Annotated in this window: 16 protein-coding genes; 11 read left to right on the forward strand and 5 right to left on the reverse strand. The window is 71.3% G+C overall.

Annotated features, from left to right (window positions below; translation table 11 throughout):
• Positions 1-47 precede the first annotated feature (47 nt).
• The 4 genes from JE024_RS11805 (at position 48) to JE024_RS11820 (ending at position 6,297) form a co-directional block, all read left to right on the forward strand.
• The gene (locus JE024_RS11805; protein ID WP_147988102.1) at positions 48-785 is read left to right on the forward strand and encodes a response regulator transcription factor; all 738 of its coding nucleotides are present in this window, start codon (positions 48-50) and stop codon (positions 783-785) included.
• Positions 782-1,885 (forward strand): HAMP domain-containing sensor histidine kinase, encoded by a 1,104-nt coding sequence (locus JE024_RS11810; RefSeq protein WP_205373542.1) that lies wholly within the window; start codon positions 782-784, stop codon positions 1,883-1,885. The genes JE024_RS11805 and JE024_RS11810 overlap by 4 nt, the downstream gene beginning before the upstream one ends.
• 268 nt (positions 1,886-2,153) lie before the next feature.
• Positions 2,154-5,963, forward strand: coding sequence for a multifunctional oxoglutarate decarboxylase/oxoglutarate dehydrogenase thiamine pyrophosphate-binding subunit/dihydrolipoyllysine-residue succinyltransferase subunit (locus tag JE024_RS11815; protein WP_205373543.1), 3,810 nt, complete (start codon positions 2,154-2,156; stop codon positions 5,961-5,963).
• Between the two features lie 151 nt (positions 5,964-6,114).
• Positions 6,115-6,297 (forward strand): DUF6104 family protein, encoded by a 183-nt coding sequence (locus JE024_RS11820; protein WP_005312030.1) that lies wholly within the window; start codon positions 6,115-6,117, stop codon positions 6,295-6,297.
• 55 nt (positions 6,298-6,352) lie between these two features.
• Here JE024_RS11820 and JE024_RS11825 read toward each other — a convergent pair whose 3' ends face one another.
• Positions 6,353-7,138, reverse strand: a complete 786-nt coding sequence (locus tag JE024_RS11825) for a hypothetical protein (protein ID WP_205373544.1) — start codon at positions 7,136-7,138, stop codon at positions 6,353-6,355.
• Positions 7,139-7,444: 306 nt separating this feature from the next.
• Between JE024_RS11825 and JE024_RS11830 the strand changes: the two genes are divergently transcribed.
• Both JE024_RS11830 and JE024_RS11835 read left to right on the forward strand, forming a co-directional pair.
• On the forward strand, positions 7,445-8,305 hold the full coding sequence (locus JE024_RS11830) for a DUF4097 family beta strand repeat-containing protein (RefSeq protein ID WP_205373545.1): 861 nt from the start codon (positions 7,445-7,447) through the stop codon (positions 8,303-8,305).
• 1 nt (position 8,306) lies between these two features.
• Positions 8,307-9,275, forward strand: a complete 969-nt coding sequence (locus JE024_RS11835; protein ID WP_205373546.1) for a PadR family transcriptional regulator — start codon at positions 8,307-8,309, stop codon at positions 9,273-9,275.
• Between the two features lie 72 nt (positions 9,276-9,347).
• Here the strand turns inward: JE024_RS11835 and JE024_RS11840 are convergent, their stop codons facing one another.
• Both JE024_RS11840 and JE024_RS11845 read right to left on the reverse strand, forming a co-directional pair.
• Complete coding sequence (locus JE024_RS11840) at positions 9,348-10,313, reverse strand: zinc-binding dehydrogenase (protein ID WP_205373547.1); 966 nt, start codon at positions 10,311-10,313, stop codon at positions 9,348-9,350.
• Positions 10,314-10,466: 153 nt separating this feature from the next.
• On the reverse strand, positions 10,467-11,678 hold the full coding sequence (locus JE024_RS11845; RefSeq protein ID WP_205373548.1) for an NAD(P)-dependent malic enzyme: 1,212 nt from the start codon (positions 11,676-11,678) through the stop codon (positions 10,467-10,469).
• Positions 11,679-12,194: 516 nt separating this feature from the next.
• On the opposite strand from JE024_RS11845, the gene JE024_RS11850 reads away from it, so the two are divergent.
• The 3 genes from JE024_RS11850 to JE024_RS11860 are packed head-to-tail and all read left to right on the forward strand — an operon-like array spanning position 12,195 to position 14,924.
• The gene (locus tag JE024_RS11850) at positions 12,195-13,160 is read left to right on the forward strand and encodes an ABC transporter substrate-binding protein (RefSeq protein ID WP_205373549.1); all 966 of its coding nucleotides are present in this window, start codon (positions 12,195-12,197) and stop codon (positions 13,158-13,160) included.
• Between the two features lie 43 nt (positions 13,161-13,203).
• Entirely contained in the window at positions 13,204-14,166 is a 963-nt protein-coding gene (locus JE024_RS11855) for an amino acid ABC transporter permease (RefSeq protein WP_205373550.1), read from the forward strand.
• Positions 14,163-14,924, forward strand: coding sequence for an amino acid ABC transporter ATP-binding protein (locus JE024_RS11860; RefSeq protein WP_280521556.1), 762 nt, complete (start codon positions 14,163-14,165; stop codon positions 14,922-14,924). The genes JE024_RS11855 and JE024_RS11860 overlap by 4 nt, the downstream gene beginning before the upstream one ends.
• 83 nt (positions 14,925-15,007) lie before the next feature.
• Here JE024_RS11860 and JE024_RS11865 read toward each other — a convergent pair whose 3' ends face one another.
• The gene (locus tag JE024_RS11865; protein ID WP_244882785.1) at positions 15,008-15,775 is read right to left on the reverse strand and encodes a class I SAM-dependent methyltransferase; all 768 of its coding nucleotides are present in this window, start codon (positions 15,773-15,775) and stop codon (positions 15,008-15,010) included.
• An 89-nt stretch (positions 15,776-15,864) separates the two neighbouring features.
• Here JE024_RS11865 and JE024_RS11870 point away from each other — a divergent pair, with 89 nt between their 5' ends.
• Positions 15,865-16,494, forward strand: a complete 630-nt coding sequence (locus tag JE024_RS11870; protein WP_205373551.1) for a CGNR zinc finger domain-containing protein — start codon at positions 15,865-15,867, stop codon at positions 16,492-16,494.
• Here JE024_RS11870 and sodX read toward each other — a convergent pair.
• On the reverse strand, positions 16,398-16,817 hold the full coding sequence (gene sodX / locus JE024_RS11875) for a nickel-type superoxide dismutase maturation protease (protein ID WP_205373552.1): 420 nt from the start codon (positions 16,815-16,817) through the stop codon (positions 16,398-16,400). The genes JE024_RS11870 and sodX overlap by 97 nt on opposite strands.
• A 146-nt stretch (positions 16,818-16,963) precedes the next feature.
• Here sodX and sodN point away from each other — a divergent pair, with 146 nt between their 5' ends.
• Entirely contained in the window at positions 16,964-17,359 is a 396-nt protein-coding gene (sodN, locus tag JE024_RS11880; protein ID WP_100109020.1) for a superoxide dismutase, Ni, read from the forward strand.
• Positions 17,360-17,363 lie beyond the last annotated feature (4 nt).

A 17,363-nucleotide genomic window follows, 5' to 3' on the forward strand; every position in this document is an offset into this window, starting at 1 on the left:
CCGTAACCATGTGCAGCACGCAGTGAACAGGTAACAGGGGCGGGGCGATGGAGCAGACACACACCACGCACAACGGCGTCGCGGCCACGCCAGGAGCCCAGCGCCGGGTGCTCGTCGTCGAGGACGACGCCACGATCGTCGATGCCATCGCGGCACGCCTGCGGGCCGAGGGCTTCCTGGTCCAGACGGCGCTCGACGGCCCCGCCGCAGTCGACGCCGCCGAGGCGTGGCAGCCCGATCTGATGGTGCTCGACGTCATGCTGCCCGGCTTCGACGGCCTGGAGGTCTGCCGCCGGGTGCAGGCCCAGCGCCCCGTACCGGTGCTGATGCTCACCGCGCGTGACGACGAGACGGACATGCTGGTCGGACTGGGCGTCGGCGCCGACGACTACATGACCAAGCCGTTCTCGATGCGCGAGCTCGCCGCCCGGGTGCACGTCCTGCTGCGCCGTGTCGAGCGCGCCGCCCTCGCCGCCGTCACCCCGCGCAGCGGCATCCTGCGCCTGGGCGAGCTGGAGATCGACCACGCACAGCGCCGGGTGCGGGTGCGGGCCGAGGACGTCCACCTGACGCCGACCGAGTTCGACCTGCTGGTGTGCCTGGCCAACACCCCGCGCGCCGTCCTCTCCCGCGAGCAGCTGCTCGCGGAGGTCTGGGACTGGGCCGACGCCTCCGGCACCCGGACCGTCGACAGCCACATCAAGGCGCTGCGCCGGAAGATCGGCGCGGAGCGGATCCGCACCGTCCACGGTGTGGGCTACGCCCTGGAGACGCCGGCGCCATGAGCGGGCGGCCGCGCGGCGGGCTGCGCAGGCGGCTGGGCACCCGATCCCTCACGATCTCGATCAAGACCAAGCTGAGCACGCTGGTCGTCGTCTCGGTCCTGATCACCACCGGTCTGATGCTGATGGCGTTCCACAGCAAGACCGAGGTGCGGTTCATCACCATCTTCACGATGATCGCCACGCTGCTGATCACCCAGTTCGTGGCGCACGGCCTGACCGCGCCGCTGGACGAGATGACCAAGGTCGCCCGGGGCATATCGCACGGCGACTACACCCGCCGGGTGCGCGGCGCCGACCGGCGCGACGAGCTGGGCGACCTCGCGTCGACCATCAACCGCATGGCCGACGACCTGGAGGCGGTGGACCGCAACCGCAAGGAGCTGGTCGCCAACGTCTCGCACGAGCTGCGCACGCCGATCGCCGCGCTGCGCGCCGTGCTGGAGAACGTGGTCGACGGGGTGTCCGCGGCCGATCCGGAGACCATGCGCACCGCGCTGAAGCAGACGGAGCGCCTGGGCCGGCTGGTGGAGACACTGCTGGACCTCTCCCGGCTGGACAACGGGGTGCTGCCGCTGCGGGCCCGCAGGTTCGAGGTGTGGCCGTACCTGTCGGGGGTGCTGAAGGAGGCCAACCTGGCGTCCTCGCAGCGCGGGCTCGCCTCCGGCTCGGGCCACCACACGCGCACGGACGTGCATCTGCACCTGGACGTCTCGCCCCCGGAGCTGACCGCGCACGCGGACGCCGAGCGGCTGCACCAGGTAGTGGCGAATCTCATCGACAACGCGGTGAAGCACTCGCCGCCGCACGGCCGGGTCACGGTCCGCGCCCGGCGGGGCTTCGGCCGGGAGTCGCTGGACCTCGAAGTGCTGGACGAGGGGCCGGGCATCCCGGAGCAGGAACGGCACCGGGTCTTCGAGCGGTTCAACCGGGGCCAGGTCGCCGCGCCGCACGGGCCGGGCAGCGACGGCGGCACGGGGCTCGGGCTGGCGATCGCGCGCTGGGCGGTGGATCTGCACGGCGGTCGCATCGGAGTGGCCGAATCCGCACGCGGATGCCGGATACGGGTCACCCTTCCGGGAGAACCCGCACCAAGAGGTTGACGTAGGGTTCGAACCGGAGCGCGTCGTTCTGCGTGGATAGAGGCAGAGCGGGCAGAAGGCTGCAGGCCACACGGGTGCAGCCGTGAAGCGGCGATCCCGCACAGAGGCGAAACTGGACTAGTTTCCCGCCATTCACAAGCCTGAAACCCGCCTTTCGGTGTGACTTGCGCGACGATGACCGGCCCGGCCTGCACCTCTCGGCCAAGGAGGCGTAGCCTTTATTTCCGCTGTCCATCACCTTGTGAAGCGGAAGAGGGCGGTTCTCGCCGTGTCGTCTCAGTCCCCCAGTAACTCAAGCCTCCAGGCCGACCAAGGCGCCCAGGGTTCCAACCCTGCCGCCGCGTTCGGTGCCAATGAGTGGCTCGTCGACGAGATCTACCAGCAGTACCTCCAGGACCCGAATTCGGTCGACCGGGCCTGGTGGGACTTCTTCGCCGACTACAAGCCGGGAGCCGGCGCGGCGGACAAGGACAAGGCGGCGCCCGCCGCCACGACCACGACCGCCCCCACCACGACTGCGAGCGCGCCCGCCGCGCAGCAGGCGGCGCCCGCCCAGGCCGCCCCCGCCCCGGCGAAGCCCGCCGCGGCTCCGGCTCCGGCCCCGGCGAAGCCCGCCGCCGCCGCGCCGGCCGCTCCGGCGCCCGCGCCCAAGGCCGCCCCGGCGAAGGCCGCACCGGCCAAGGCCGCGGCCGCCCCCGCGGAGTCCGCCGACGGCCCCGAGTTCGTGACGCTGCGCGGCCCGGCCGCCGCGGTCGCCAAGAACATGAGCGCCTCCCTGGAGCTGCCCACGGCCACGTCCGTGCGCGCGGTGCCGGTGAAGCTGCTGTTCGACAACCGCATCGTCATCAACAACCACCTCAAGCGCGCCCGGGGCGGGAAGATCTCCTTCACCCACCTCATCGGGTACGCGATGGTGCAGGCCATCAAGGCCATGCCGTCGATGAACTGGTCCTTCGCCCAGAAGGACGGCAAGCCGACGCTGGTGAAGCCGGAGCACGTCAACTTCGGCCTGGCCATCGACCTGGTGAAGCCGAACGGCGACCGCCAGCTCGTCGTCGCCGGCATCAAGAAGGCCGAGACGCTGAACTTCTTCGAGTTCTGGCAGGCCTACGAGGACATCGTCCGCCGCGCCCGCAACAACAAGCTGACGATGGACGACTTCACCGGCGTCACCGTCTCGCTGACCAACCCCGGCGGCCTCGGCACCGTCCACTCGGTGCCGCGTCTGATGCCCGGTCAGTCCGTCATCATGGGCGTCGGCTCGATGGACTACCCGGCCGAGTTCCAGGGCACCTCGCAGGACACCCTGAACAAGCTGGGCATCTCCAAGGTGATGACCCTCACCAGCACCTACGACCACCGCGTCATCCAGGGCGCCGCGTCGGGCGAGTTCCTGCGCATCGTGGCGAACCTCCTCCTCGGCGAGGACGGCTTCTACGACGACATCTTCGAGTCGCTGCGCATCCCCTACGAGCCGGTCCGCTGGCTCAAGGACATCGACGCCTCGCACGACGACGACGTCACCAAGGCCGCGCGGGTCTTCGAGCTGATCCACTCCTACCGGGTCCGCGGCCACGTCATGGCCGACACCGACCCGCTGGAGTACCGCCAGCGCAAGCACCCCGACCTGGACATCACCGAGCACGGCCTCACCCTGTGGGACCTGGAGCGCGAGTTCGCCGTCGGCGGCTTCGCCGGCAAGTCGATGATGAAGCTGCGCGACATCCTCGGCGTGCTGCGCGAGTCGTACTGCCGCACCACCGGCATCGAGTTCATGCACATCCAGGACCCGAAGCAGCGCAAGTGGCTCCAGGACCGGGTGGAGCGCCCGCACCACAAGCCGGAGCGCGAGGAGCAGCTGCGCATCCTGCGCCGCCTGAACGCCGCCGAGGCGTTCGAGATCTTCCTGCAGACGAAGTACGTCGGCCAGAAGCGCTTCTCCCTGGAGGGCGGCGAGTCCGTCATCCCGCTGCTCGACGCGGTCATCGACTCCGCCGCCGAGTCGCGCCTGGACGAGGTCGTCATCGGCATGGCCCACCGCGGCCGCCTCAACGTGCTGGCCAACATCGTCGGCAAGTCCTACGCGCAGATCTTCCGCGAGTTCGAGGGCAACCTCGACCCGAAGTCGATGCACGGCTCCGGCGACGTGAAGTACCACCTGGGCGCCGAGGGCACCTTCACCGGGCTGGACGGCGAGCAGATCAAGGTCTCCCTCGTCGCCAACCCCTCCCACCTGGAGGCGGTCGACCCGATCCTGGAGGGTGTCGCCCGCGCCAAGCAGGACGTCATCAACAAGGGCGGCACGGACTTCACCGTCCTGCCCGTCGCCCTGCACGGTGACGCGGCCTTCGCCGGCCAGGGTGTCGTCGCCGAGACGCTGAACATGTCCCAGCTGCGCGGCTACCGCACCGGCGGCACGGTCCACATCGTCATCAACAACCAGGTCGGCTTCACCGCCGCCCCGGAGTCGTCGCGCTCCTCGATGTACGCCACCGACGTGGCCCGCATGATCGAGGCGCCGATCTTCCACGTGAACGGCGACGACCCGGAGGCCGTCGTGCGCGTGGCGCGGCTCGCCTTCGAGTTCCGCCAGGCGTTCAACAAGGACGTCGTGATCGACCTCATCTGCTACCGCCGCCGCGGTCACAACGAGGGCGACAACCCCTCGTTCACCAACCCGCAGATGTACAACCTGATCGACAAGAAGCGCTCGGTGCGCAAGCTCTACACCGAGTCGCTGATCGGTCGCGGCGACATCACCCTCGAAGAGGCGGAGCAGTCGCTCCAGGACTTCCAGGGCCAGCTCGAGAAGGTCTTCGCCGAGGTCCGCGAGGCCACCAGCCACCCGGCCCCGACGCACGTCCCGGACGCCGAGCCGGAGTTCCCGGTCGCGGTCAACACGGCGGTCTCCCAGGAGATCGTCAAGCGGATCGCGGAGTCCCAGGTCAACATCCCGGACACCATCACGGTGCACCCGCGGCTGCTGCCGCAGATGCAGCGCCGCGCCGCCTCCGTCGAGGACGGCACGATCGACTGGGGCATGGGCGAGACCCTGGCCATCGGTTCGCTGCTGATGGAGGGCACCCCCGTCCGGCTGTCCGGCCAGGACACCCGCCGCGGCACCTTCGGCCAGCGCCACGCGGTGCTGGTGGACCAGGAGACCGGCGAGGACTACACCCCGCTGCTCTACCTGACCGAGGAGCAGGCCCGCTACAACGTCTACGACTCGCTGCTCAGCGAGTACGCGGCGATGGGCTTCGAGTACGGCTACTCGCTGGCCCGCCCGGACGCGCTGGTCATGTGGGAGGCGCAGTTCGGTGACTTCGTCAACGGCGCGCAGACCGTCGTCGACGAGTTCATCTCCTCGGCCGAGCAGAAGTGGAGCCAGCACTCCGGCGTCACGCTGCTGCTGCCGCACGGCTACGAGGGCCAGGGCCCGGACCACAGCTCCGCCCGCCCCGAGCGCTTCCTCCAGATGTGCGCGCAGGACAACATGACGGTCGCGATGCCGACCCTGCCGTCGAACTACTTCCACCTGCTGCGCTGGCAGGTCCACAACCCGCACCACAAGCCGCTGATCGTCTTCACCCCGAAGTCGATGCTGCGTCTGAAGGCCGCGGCGTCCAAGGCGGAGGAGTTCACCACCGGCGGCTTCCGCCCGGTGATCGGGGACGACAGCGTCGACCCGGCCGCCGTGCGCAAGGTCGTCTTCTGCGCGGGCAAGGTCTACTACGACCTCGACGCCGAGCGGCAGAAGCGCGGCACCACGGACACCGCGATCATCCGTCTGGAGCGCCTGTACCCGCTGCCGGGTGCCGAGCTCCAGGCCGAGATCGCCAAGTACCCGAACGCCGAGAAGTACCTGTGGACGCAGGAGGAGCCGGCGAACCAGGGCGCCTGGCCGTTCATCGCCCTCAACCTGATCGACCACCTCGATCTGGCCGTCGGCGCGGACATCCCGCACGGCGAGCGCCTGCGCCGCATCTCGCGCCCGCACAGCTCCTCGCCGGCCGTGGGCTCGAAGAAGCGTCACGAGCAGGAGCAGGAGCAGCTCGTCAACGAGGTCTTCGACGCCTGACCGGACACCTGACCGGACACCGGGCGGGGCGCCCCCGCGGGCGTCCCGCCGATACGTGAAGGGCCCGGCACCCCTCGGGGTGCCGGGCCCTCGCGCGTGCTGCGCGGCTCCGCCGTACCGCACGCCGCCCGGCACTCGTTACGCTGTGCGCATGTACTTCACCGACCGCGGCATCGAGGAACTGGAGAAGCGGCGGGGCGAGGAGGAGGTCACCTTCGAGTGGCTCGCCGAGCAGCTCCGGACGTTCGTCGACCTCAACCCGGATTTCGAGGTCCCCGTCGAGCGTCTGGCCACCTGGCTGGCACGGCTGGACGACGAGGACGACGAGGAGTGACCCGCCGCGCGCCCCGGCCGGGTGAGCCCGCCGCCGGGAGCGCTCCGCGGGGCCGTCAGGCCGCGGGGGTCCGCAGGCGGGCGTAGAGCAGCCCGAGCACCCCGTGGCCGACCAGCAGCGCGCCGGCCGCGGCCCAGCCGGGGCTGCGGCGGCTCAGGGCCCAGGCGGTCAGCGGAAGGCCGGCGGCGAGCTGGGCGGTACCGAGGACCCGGGCGCCCGGGCCGTGCAGCCACGGCTCCAGCGCGCCCTCCTCGACGGCGTCCCGCCAGCCGGACCAGGCGAGGTGCTCGGCGCCCCGCGCGCGGGCGGCCGCGCGCAGCCACTCGGCCGGCTGCCCGGGCGTCAGCCCCTCGGGCAGGTCGAGCCCGGTCCGGGCGAGCACCGCGAGGAGGCCGGTCGTCCGGGCGTGGGCGTCGGCCTCCGGATCGGGCAGGGTGAGCGGTTCCAGGGCCTGGAGATCGAGCACGGGGTCGAGGCCGAGGCGCGCCGCGAAGGTGCGCATGGCCTCGTCCTCGCCCACCGGGGTGCCGTCGGCGAGCCATACGTAGCCGACCGGGCGGCGGAAGCCGGAGACGAGGGTGAAGCCGGCCCGGTCGCCGTCCCACCAGAGCGCGAGGGCGGGCCGGTCCGTGCCGACGGCCGCGGCGGCGGCCCAGCCGGAGAGCACCGCGTCCACGGGTTCGCCGCCGTCCAGCCACGGCCGCCCCTCGGGGACGATGACGCTCCAGCCCTCGCCCGCCGGGGCCAGGAGCAGGTTCTCGCGCAGCAGCCGGACCTGCTGCCGTACGGCGTCGGGCTCGGCCCGGCAGAGCAGCAGGGCGCCCACGGGTGTCGCGTTCATGTCTCCACGCTAGGCCGCGTCCGGCACATCCCGCCTGGCGTGCCGCGGGCGGACGGCGCTCCGTGCGGACCCGGCCCGGGGCGCGGCACGACCGGAAGACACGGGCGCACGACGCCGGGAGGCCCGGGGCGCGGCACGACCGGAAGCCGCGGAGGCGCGCGACGCCGGAAGGCCCGGGGCGACACCGGAAGACGCGGAGGCGCGCGGCGCCGGGAGGGCGGCGCTTGACATCGAACCGCCGCGATATATCGTGTCTCGCAGGAGACGCGATATGTTGCGTCGTGGCGGCCGCGGGAGGTCAGCACCATGGCAGAGACGACATGGGAAGTCGCCGAGCCCAAGAAGCTCGACTTCGACGACCCGGTGACCACCCTCAAGGTGCGCATCGTCAACGGAACGGTCAACGTCGTCGGCACCGACGACGGTTCCGCCCGGCTGGAGGTCTCCGCGATCGAGGGCCCGCCGCTCGTCGTCACCCGGGACGGCCCCACCCTGACCGTCGCCTACGAGGACCTTCCCTGGCAGGGCTTCCTCAAGCTCCTCGACCCCAAGGAGCGCCACCGCAGCGCGGTCGTCTCCCTCGTCGTCCCCGCCGACGCCTCCGTCGAGGTCGGCGTCGTCGGCGCGGGGGCCGTCGTGTCCGGCGTCCAGGGCACCACCTCCGTACGCGGCGTCACCGGCGACACCACCCTCGTCGGGCTGGCCGGCCCGGTCCTCGCCGAGACGGTCTCGGGCAACCTGGAGGCGCAGGCGCTGACCGGCGCCCTCCGCTTCCACTCCGTCTCCGGCGACCTCACCGTCGTCGACGGCGCCGGCTCCACCGTGAAGGCCGAGACGGTGACCGGCGACATGGTCGTCGACATCGGCACCACCGGGGAACCGGCCGACATCCGGCTGACCACGGTCTCCGGCGAGGTCGCCATCCGGCTCCCCCACCCGGCCGACGCCACGGTCGAGGCCAACACCGCGAGCGGCGCCGTCTCCAACGCCTTCGAGGACCTGCGGGTCCGCGGGCAGTGGGGCGCCAAGCGGATCACCGGCACCCTCGGCGCGGGCACCGGCACCCTCTCCGCGACCACCGTGTCCGGCTCCATCGCCCTGCTGCGCAGGCCCCCGGCGGACGAGGACGGGACGTACGCCGACGCCCCGACCGGAAAGGCGCTCTGACATGCCCCCCGTATTCGCCCACGGCCGTCTGCGGCTCTACCTGCTCAAGCTGCTCGACGAGGCCCCGCGCCACGGCTACGAGGTCATCCGGCTGCTGGAGGAGCGCTTCCAGGGCCTGTACGCGCCGAGCGCCGGCACCGTCTACCCCCGGCTGGCCAAGCTGGAGGCCGAGGGCCTGGTCACCCACGCCACCGAGGGCGGCCGCAAGGTCTACTCGATCACCGACGCCGGGCGCGCCGAACTCGCCGGACGCGGCGCCGAACTCGCCGACCTGGAACTGGAGATCCGCGAGTCGGTCTCCGAGCTCGCGGCGGAGATCCGCGACGACGTGCGCGGCGCGGCGGGCAGGCTGCGCAGCGAGATGCGCGCGGCGGCCGGCGAGGCCCGCGGCGGCGGCGCGGCGGACGCGAAGGGCTTCGCGGGCCCGGCCCCCGAGGCCGACGGCTGGCAGACGGCCAAGGAGGAGCTGCGCCGCGCCCGCCAGGAGTGGAAGGAGCAGGCGCGCCGGGCGAAGGACGAGTCCCGGCGGGCGCGCGAGGACGCCCGGCAGGCCCGCCGCCAGGCCGAGGAGGCCCGGGAGCACGCCCGTTCCGAGATGCAGCGCATCGCCCGCCAGGTGCAGGACCAGGTCCAGGACCACTTCGCGCGCGGCGACTGGCCCGCCGGGGTGCGCGACGGCCTGTCCGAACTGGCGGGCCAGCTCGGCGGGCTGGCCCGCGGCACCGCCTGGCCGCCGTACGTGAAGCCGGAGGCGGCCGCCGCGGATCCCGACTGGGCGGAGGACACCGTCGCGGAGCCCTCGGCCGATCCCGTACGGGACCTGGAGCGGCTGCTGGACCGCTTCCGCGACGACGTGCGGGACGCGGCGCGCGACCGCGGGGTGAGCGCGGACCAACTGGGCGAGGCGCGGCGCCATCTGTCCACGGCGGCGGCGCACATCGTCGCGCTGCTGAACACCCCCCGCGGCTGAGCCCGCCGGATGCCGCCGTGCCCCTCGGGCGCGGCGGCATCCGCAGTGGCGGCCCGGCGGGACCGGATCCCGTCAGGCCCCGGTCAGCACGATCTTGCCGAAGAGGTCGCCCTTCTCGATCCGCTCGAAGCCCTCGCGGGCCCGGTCCAGCGGAAGCACCTGGTCGATCACCGGCCGGACCCCGGTCACCGCGCAGAAGGACAGCAGGTCCTCCAGCTCGTCCTTCGACCCCATGGTGGAGCCGACGACCTTGAGCTCCAGGAAGAAGATGCGGGTCAGTTCGGCGTGGGACGGGCGGTCGCCGCTGGTCGCCCCCGAGATCACCAGAGTGCCCCCGGGGCGCAGCGACTTGACGGAGTGGGACCAGGTGGCGGCCCCGACCGTCTCGATCACGGCGTCCACCCGGCGCGGCAGCCGCGCACCCGGCTCGAACGCCTCCTCGGCGCCGAGTTCGACGGCGCGCCGGCGCTTGGCCTCGTCGCGGCTGGTGGCGTACATCCGCAGCCCGGCCGCCCGGCCGAGCACCAGCGCGGCGGTCGCGACACCGCCGCCCGCGCCCTGCACGAGGACCGAGTCACCGGGGCGCACACCGGCGTTGGTGAAGAGCATGCGGTACGCGGTGAGCCACGCCGTCGGCAGACAGGCGGCCTCCTCGAAGCTGAGCTCCCGCGGCTTGGGCAGCACGTTCCAGGTGGGGACGCTCACCTGCTCGGCGAAGGTGCCCTGGTAGCGCTCGGTGAGGATGGACCGGGGCTCGCCGGGGCCGACCCCGTGGCCGCTCTGGCCGATGACGGAGTGGAGCACGACCTCGTTGCCGTCCTGGTCGACGCCCGCGGCGTCGCAGCCCAGGATCATCGGCAGCTTGTCCTCGGAGAGGCCGACGCCCCGCAGCGACCACAGGTCGTGGTGGTTGAGCGAGGCGGCCCTGACGGTCACGGTCGTCCAGCCCGGACGCTCCTGCGGCGCGGGCCGTTCCCCGAGTTCGAGACCGTTCAGCGGCTGGTCACGGTCGATGCGTGCGGCGTAGGCGGCGAACATGACCATGAGCGTAGGACGCGGCCCGCCCCCGCGGAACCGCCCACCCCTGTGACACGCCCCGCACACCCCGGGCCCGTGACACGCCGACGGGCCGGCCGCACCCCCGCGAGGGGATGCGCGACCGGCCCGTCGGGCGAAACCGCGAGCGCCGCCTCAGCGCCGCGCCACACCCTCCGCACGCGCCGCGGCCGCCACGGCAGCGGTCACCGCGGGAGCCACCCGCTCGTCGAACGGGGAGGGGATCACGTAGTCGGCCGACAGGTCGTCCCCGACCACGTCCGCCAGCGCGTTCGCCGCCGCGATCTTCATGCCCTCGGTGATGCGGGAGGCCCGCACCTGGAGCGCGCCCGCGAAGATGCCCGGGAAGGCGAGGACGTTGTTGATCTGGTTCGGGTAGTCCGAACGCCCGGTCGCCACGACCGCCGCGTACTTGTGCGCGACGTCGGGGTGGACCTCGGGGTTCGGGTTGGCCATGGCGAAGACGAACGCCCCCGGCGCCATCGTCGCGACGGCCTCCTCCGGGACGGTGCCGCCGGAGACGCCGATGAACACGTCCGCGCCGGCGAGCGCCGTCTCCAGCGTGCCGGAGAGCCCGGCCCGGTTGGTGAGCCCGGCGATCTCGCGCTTGACCGCGGTGAGGTCCTCGCGGTCCCGGCTGACGATGCCCTTGCGGTCGGTGACGGCCACGTCGCCGAGGCCGGCCTCCAGCAGGAACTTCGCGATGGCCACACCGGCCGCGCCGGCGCCGGAGATGACCGCGCGGAGGTCGCCCAGACCCCGGCCGGTCAGCTTGGCCGCGTTGCGCAGGGCCGCGAGGGTCACCACGGCGGTGCCGTGCTGGTCGTCGTGGAAGACGGGGATGTCGAGGCGCTCCTGGAGCTTGCGCTCGATCTCGAAGCACCGCGGCGCCGAGATGTCCTCCAGGTTCACGCCGCCGAAGGAGGGGGCGAGCCGGACGACGGTCTCGACGATCTCGTCGGTGTCGGTGGTGGCGAGGGCGATCGGGACCGCGTCCACGCCGCCGAACTGCTTGAAGAGGATCGCTTTCCCCTCCATGACCGGGAGGGAGGCCTCCGGGCCGATGTCGCCGAGGCCGAGCACCGCGGTCCCGTCCGTCACGACGGCGACGACCTGGGACTTCCAGGTGTAGTCGTGGACGAGCTCGGGCTGCTCGGCGATTGCGGTGCACACCTTGGCGACGCCGGGTGTGTACGCGAGGGACAGATCATCCTTGTCCCGCACCGGCACGGTGGCCTGGATGGCCATCTTGCCGCCGCGGTGCAGGGCGAACGCCGGATCGAAGGGCTCGTCGGCACTCTCCGTCGTGGCGCTGTCGCTGCGAGGATTGACGATCTCCGCTGCCATTGGGTTGACCCCTTAAGTCTGCATGGTGAGGGTGGCCACTCCTGGTTGAGGAGGGGTGGGCGGACCCGCGTACGACCTCTGCGTCAGGCGGTTGGCCCGCCGTGGCAGGGGGTGTCTCGTACGCGCGGGCGCGCCGCACAACGCGCCCTGAGCCCCGGATGAGGGGTGTAAGGATCCTTCTTACCGGACAGACCGCACCGCGCACGAGTCGTTTCCTTCGCGGTGACACGCCTCATAGCGGGGAAGTCGGTCAACTCCCGCTGTACGGCGGAATCCGCCCAGAAGGCTCACCGGCGAAAGATCTTCCGGCGAGCAGCAGGCATCTCGGCGAATGGTCCGGTCCAGGTATGCCGTCGCCGATGTTCGGGGATCACCCGTTACCCGATTTTGACATGCGAGGCCCCCTGAATGGGCTAGTCCGAATGGCAAGATGCCGAAAACACACAAGGTCGCGACACTCGAAAGTGAGTGCACGACTCGTCGCAGTCCCCTCTACACAGCCGGAGGACCCCGATCATGACCGCAAGCACCACCCGTCGCTCGACTGCCGCCAGGTCCAGGATCACCGCGGTCGCCGCGATCGCGGTCGTCGGCGCCCTGACCCTCACCGCATGTGGCGACCAGACCAACTCCGGCTCGGACACCGCCACCAGCGAGGGCACCAAGGCAACCGGTGCGCCGCTCTTCGACAAGCTGCCCGAGAACATCCAGAAGGCCGGCGTGATCAAGGTCGGCACCGACGCCGCCTACGCGCCCATGGAGTACGAGGAGGGCGGCAAGATCGTCGGTATCGACCCCGACATCGCCGCCGCCCTCGGCAAGGAGCTGGGCGTCAAGTTCGTCTTCACCAGCGGCACCTTCGACGGTCTCATCTCCTCGCTGAACACCGGCCGCCAGGACGTCGTCATGTCGGCCATGAGCGACACCAAGGCCCGCCAGGAGGGCCTGGACGACACCGGCAAGAAGACCGGTGACGGCGTCGACTTCGTCGACTACTTCACCTCCGGCGTCTCCCTGCTGGTCAAGAAGGGCAACCCGGACAACATCAAGTCGCTGGACGACCTGTGCGGCAAGAAGGTCGCCGTGCAGCGCGGCACCATCTACCACGACACCTTCAAGGCCCAGGCCGAGACCTGTAAGAAGGACGGCAAGGGCGCCCTGACGATCGAGGCGTTCGACACCGACGCCGAGGCGCAGACCCGGGTGAAGTCCGGCGGCGCCGTGGCCGACCTGAACGACTACCCGGTCGCCGCGCACATCGCCAAGACCGCGGGCGGCGGCAACGACTTCGAGGTCGCGGGCGGCCAGACCGACGCCGGCCCGTTCGGCATCGCCGTCAACAAGGACAACACCCAGCTGCGCGACGCCCTCAAGGACGCGCTGAACGCGATCATCGAGAACGGCGAGTACCAGAAGGTCCTGGAGAAGTGGGACGTCACGAACAGCGCCGTGACCGAGGCGACCATCAACGCCGGCAAGTGATTCCGGCGCCCTCGCCTCACGCGTTCACCGAAGGGCAGTCATCGTGACTGACAAGTTCGACAAGACCCCCGCAGGCGGGCCGTCCGCCCACTCGGCGGTCGACAAGGGGACGTCCACGCCCCCTGAGCAGATCAAGGCCATCCCGGTCCGCCACTGGGGGCGCTGGGTCAGCGCCGTGATCGTCGTCGCCCTGCTGGGCACGCTGATCTACTCGTTCTCCCAGGGCGACGTGAACTGGGGGACGGTCGGCGATCTGATCTTCGACGACCGGATCGTCCGGGGCATGGGCGCCACGCTGCTGATCAGCGTGCTGTCCATGCTGATCGGCCTGGTGCTCGGCGTCCTCTTCGCCGTCATGAGGCTGTCGAAGAACCCGGTCACCGGCGCCGTCGCCTGGCTGTACATCTGGTTCTTCCGCGGTACCCCGGTCTACGTCCAGCTCCTGCTGTGGTTCAACCTGGCGCTGATCTTCCCCGTCCTCAACCTTGGTTTCTACAAGGACGAGATGGTCGACGTGATGACCCCGTTCATGGTCGCCCTGCTGGGTCTGGGCCTGAACGAGGGCGCCTACATGGCGGAGATCGTCCGCGCCGGCATCCAGTCGGTGGACGAGGGCCAGACCGAGGCCTCCAACGCGCTCGGCATGTCCAGCTCCAAGACCATGCGGCGCATCGTCCTCCCGCAGGCGATGCGGGTGATCGTGCCGCCCACCGGCAACGAGTTCATCAACCTGCTGAAGACCTCGTCGCTGGTGTCGGCCGTGCAGTACACCGAACTGCTGCGCGCCGCGCAGAACATCGGCTCCACATCGTTCGCGATCATGGAGACGCTGCTGGTGGCCTCGGTCTGGTACCTGGCCCTGACCAGTGTGTTCAGCGTCGGCCAGTACTACGTCGAGCGGCACTACGCCCGCGGGTCGCTGCGCCAGCTGCCGCCCACCCCGTGGCAGCGGGTGAAGAAGAACCTGCTGAACGTCACCGGCAAGCGCGAAGGGGCGTGGTCATGAACGCCATGGTGAAGGCCGAGGGCGTCCACAAGTCCTTCGGCGCCGCGCACATCCTGCGCGGCATCGACCTGGAGGTCGCCCCGCAGGAGGTGTTCTGCCTGGTCGGCCCGTCCGGCTCCGGCAAGTCCACCTTCCTGCGGTGCATCAACCACCTGGAGAAGATCAACGCCGGCCGCCTGTCGGTCGACGGCCATCTGGTCGGGTACCGGCAGAAGGGCGACAAGCTCTACGAGCTGAAGGACAGCGAGGTCGCGGCGCAGCGCCGGGACATCGGCATGGTCTTCCAGCGCTTCAACCTGTTCCCCCACATGACGGCGCTCGCGAACGTCATGGAGGCGCCGATCCAGGTCAAGGGCGAGACCAAGGCCGTCGCCCGTGCCCGGGCCGAGCGCCTGCTCGACCGGGTCGGGCTGTCGGACAAGGCGGGGAACTACCCCTCCCAGCTCTCCGGCGGCCAGCAGCAGCGTGTCGCCATCGCCCGTGCGCTGGCGATGGAGCCGAAGCTGATGCTCTTCGACGAGCCGACCTCGGCCCTCGACCCGGAGCTGGTCGGCGAGGTCCTCGACGTGATGCGCGGACTCGCCGAGGAGGGCATGACGATGATCGTCGTGACCCACGAGATGGGCTTCGCCCGGGAGGTCGGCGACTCGCTGGTCTTCATGGACGGCGGCGTGGTGGTCGAGTTCGGCAACCCGCGCGACGTCCTGACCAACCCGCAGCACGACCGCACCAAGGCGTTCCTCTCCAAGGTGCTCTGAGCCGGGTCCCCGGCACGGGGACGCGCACGGCCTACGCCGCAGGGGCGGTACGGGATCTCCCGTACCGCCCCTGCGGCGTAGGTCTACCTGACCGCGAGGACCAGGGCGTCGCTCGGCGAGGCCCACACCGGGCGGGCCTCGCCGAAGCCGGCCGCGCGCAGGGTCTCGGCGTGCCAGGCCGCCGAGGGGGTCTCGCCGTCCGCGTGCTCGCCGTAGATGCGGAAGCGTTCGGCGGTCGGGGCGGCGAGCACCGGGTCCGCGGCGGCCAGCGCCCACCAGTCCGCCCAGTCGAGCACGCCCGCCGCCCGGGCCCGGTCCATGCCCGCGTGCCGGTGGGCGCGCTCGGCGGCGTTGATCCGGGGGGTCGACGCGTCCTTCATCCGGTCGGCGTTCAGGAACACGCCGTCGGCGCGGACCAGACCGGCGAGCTGCCCGTAGAGGGTGGCGAGCGGCCCGGCGCGCAGCCAGTGCAGCGCGGTGGCGGTGAGCACCGCGTCGTACTCGGGGTGCGGCAGGGCGGCGGTCCAGCCGGGGTCGGTGAGATCGGCCGTCACGAAGGCGACCCGGTCGTCCCCGGCGAAGTAGCCCCGGGCGATCGTCAACAGCGCGGGATCCAGGTCCACACCCGTGCTGGTGGCGTCCGGGAACCGGGCGAGCAGCCGGTCCGTGATACTGCCCGTACCGCAGGCGAGGTCGAGCACCCTGGGGGCGGGGCCCACCGTGGCCTCGACCATGTCCAGCATCACGCGGAACCGCTCCTCGCGGTCGGGCATGTACCACTCCTGCTGGCGGTCCCAGCTCTGCTGCCAGGCCCGCCAGTCGCTTCCCGTGTCCGCCGTGGTTCCCGCCACCGGAACCCTCCCGTCCGTAATACCCTCGAATCCATAGCAGCTGTTACGGCTGTATCGCCGACAGTAGACCGTTGCAGTAAGGACTACAAGTGGAACTGGCCCATTACTCGGATTACGCCGTACGCCTGGTCAACACCGAGGAGCCGGCCCGCAGCAAGGACTCGCTGACCTCCGTCGACGCGGTACGCGAGCTCTTCGGCGCCTCCGCCCAGATGGCCCGGCGGGCCACGGACGCGGACGTGACACGGTTCCGCTCGGTCCGGGCCCGGCTGCGCGCCGTCTTCACGGCCGCCGACGCCGGGGAGGAGACCCGGGCCGTCGACCTGCTCAACTCGCTGCTGCTGGAGTTCCCGGTCAGTCCCCAGATCTCCGGGCACGACCAGCGCGACGACGACGGCCGCCCGCTGTGGCACATGCACCTCGCGGACCACTCGTCCAACGCGACGACGGGGTACGCGGCCATCGCCGCCATGGGGCTCGCCTTCCATCTGACCGAGCACGGCGTCGACCGCCTCGGCCTCTGCCAGGCCGCCCCCTGCCGCAACGCGTACCTCGACACCTCGACCAACCGCTCGCGCCGCTACTGCTCCGACCGCTGCGCCACCCGCGCCAACGTCGCCGCCTACCGCGCCCGCAAGCGTCTGGAGAGCGAACGGTCCGGCAGCACCGGCCTGAGCGCGGACACCAGCCAGGACGCCACCGCCGCCACCGACCGCTGATCCGGCGGGCGCGGCCGGAACCGGGTGCGCACCCGCCCGAGCAGCAGTTCGGGCGGCACCACACCGAACTCCCGGCTGTCGCCGTGGGCGTGCGGATTGTCCCCCAGCACCCACCAGCCGTCCGGCCGGCGCTCGGCGAGCCGTTTGACGATGAGCAGATCCTGCTGGAGCGGATGGCGCAGCACGGCCACGTCCCCCTGCCGCAGCGCCGCGCGGTAGTCCACCAGCAGCTGATCGCCGTGCACGAGGGTGGGAACCATCGACGGCCCCGTCACCTCGGCCAGCCCGAACCGCGCCCCGGGCTCCTGACCCTGCTCCGCCATCGGTAGCCTCCCGCTCCCGTCGTTTCCGCCCGCGGTCCCGTACCGGCCCCGGACTTTTGCCCTAAGCCCCAGGGGGCACTCGCGAAATCAGGCTTCTCACGGAGTAATGTCCCACCTGAGAAGACGATCACGAGGAAGGACAGCTCATGCTCTCCCGCCTGTTTGCCCCCAAGGTCAAGGTCAGCGCCCACTGCGACCTGCCCTGCGGCGTCTACGACCCGGCCCAGGCCCGCATCGAGGCGGAGTCGGTCAAGGCCGTCCAGGAGAAGTACCAGGCCAACGAGGACCCGCACTTCCGCGCCCGCGCCACCGTCATCAAGGAGCAGCGCGCGGAGCTGGCCAAGCACCACGTCTCGGTGCTCTGGAGCGACTACTTCAAGCCGCCGCACTTCGAGAAGTACCCGGAGCTGCACCAGCTCATCAACGACACCCTGAAGGCCCTCTCCGCCGCCAAGGGCTCCACCGACCCGGCGACGGGCCAGAAGGCCCTCGACTACATCGCCCAGATCGACAAGATCTTCTGGGAGACCAAGAAGGCCTGACCCG

The sequence above is a fragment of the Streptomyces zhihengii genome (genome assembly GCF_016919245.1).
GTDB lineage: Bacteria > Actinomycetota > Actinomycetes > Streptomycetales > Streptomycetaceae > Streptomyces > Streptomyces zhihengii.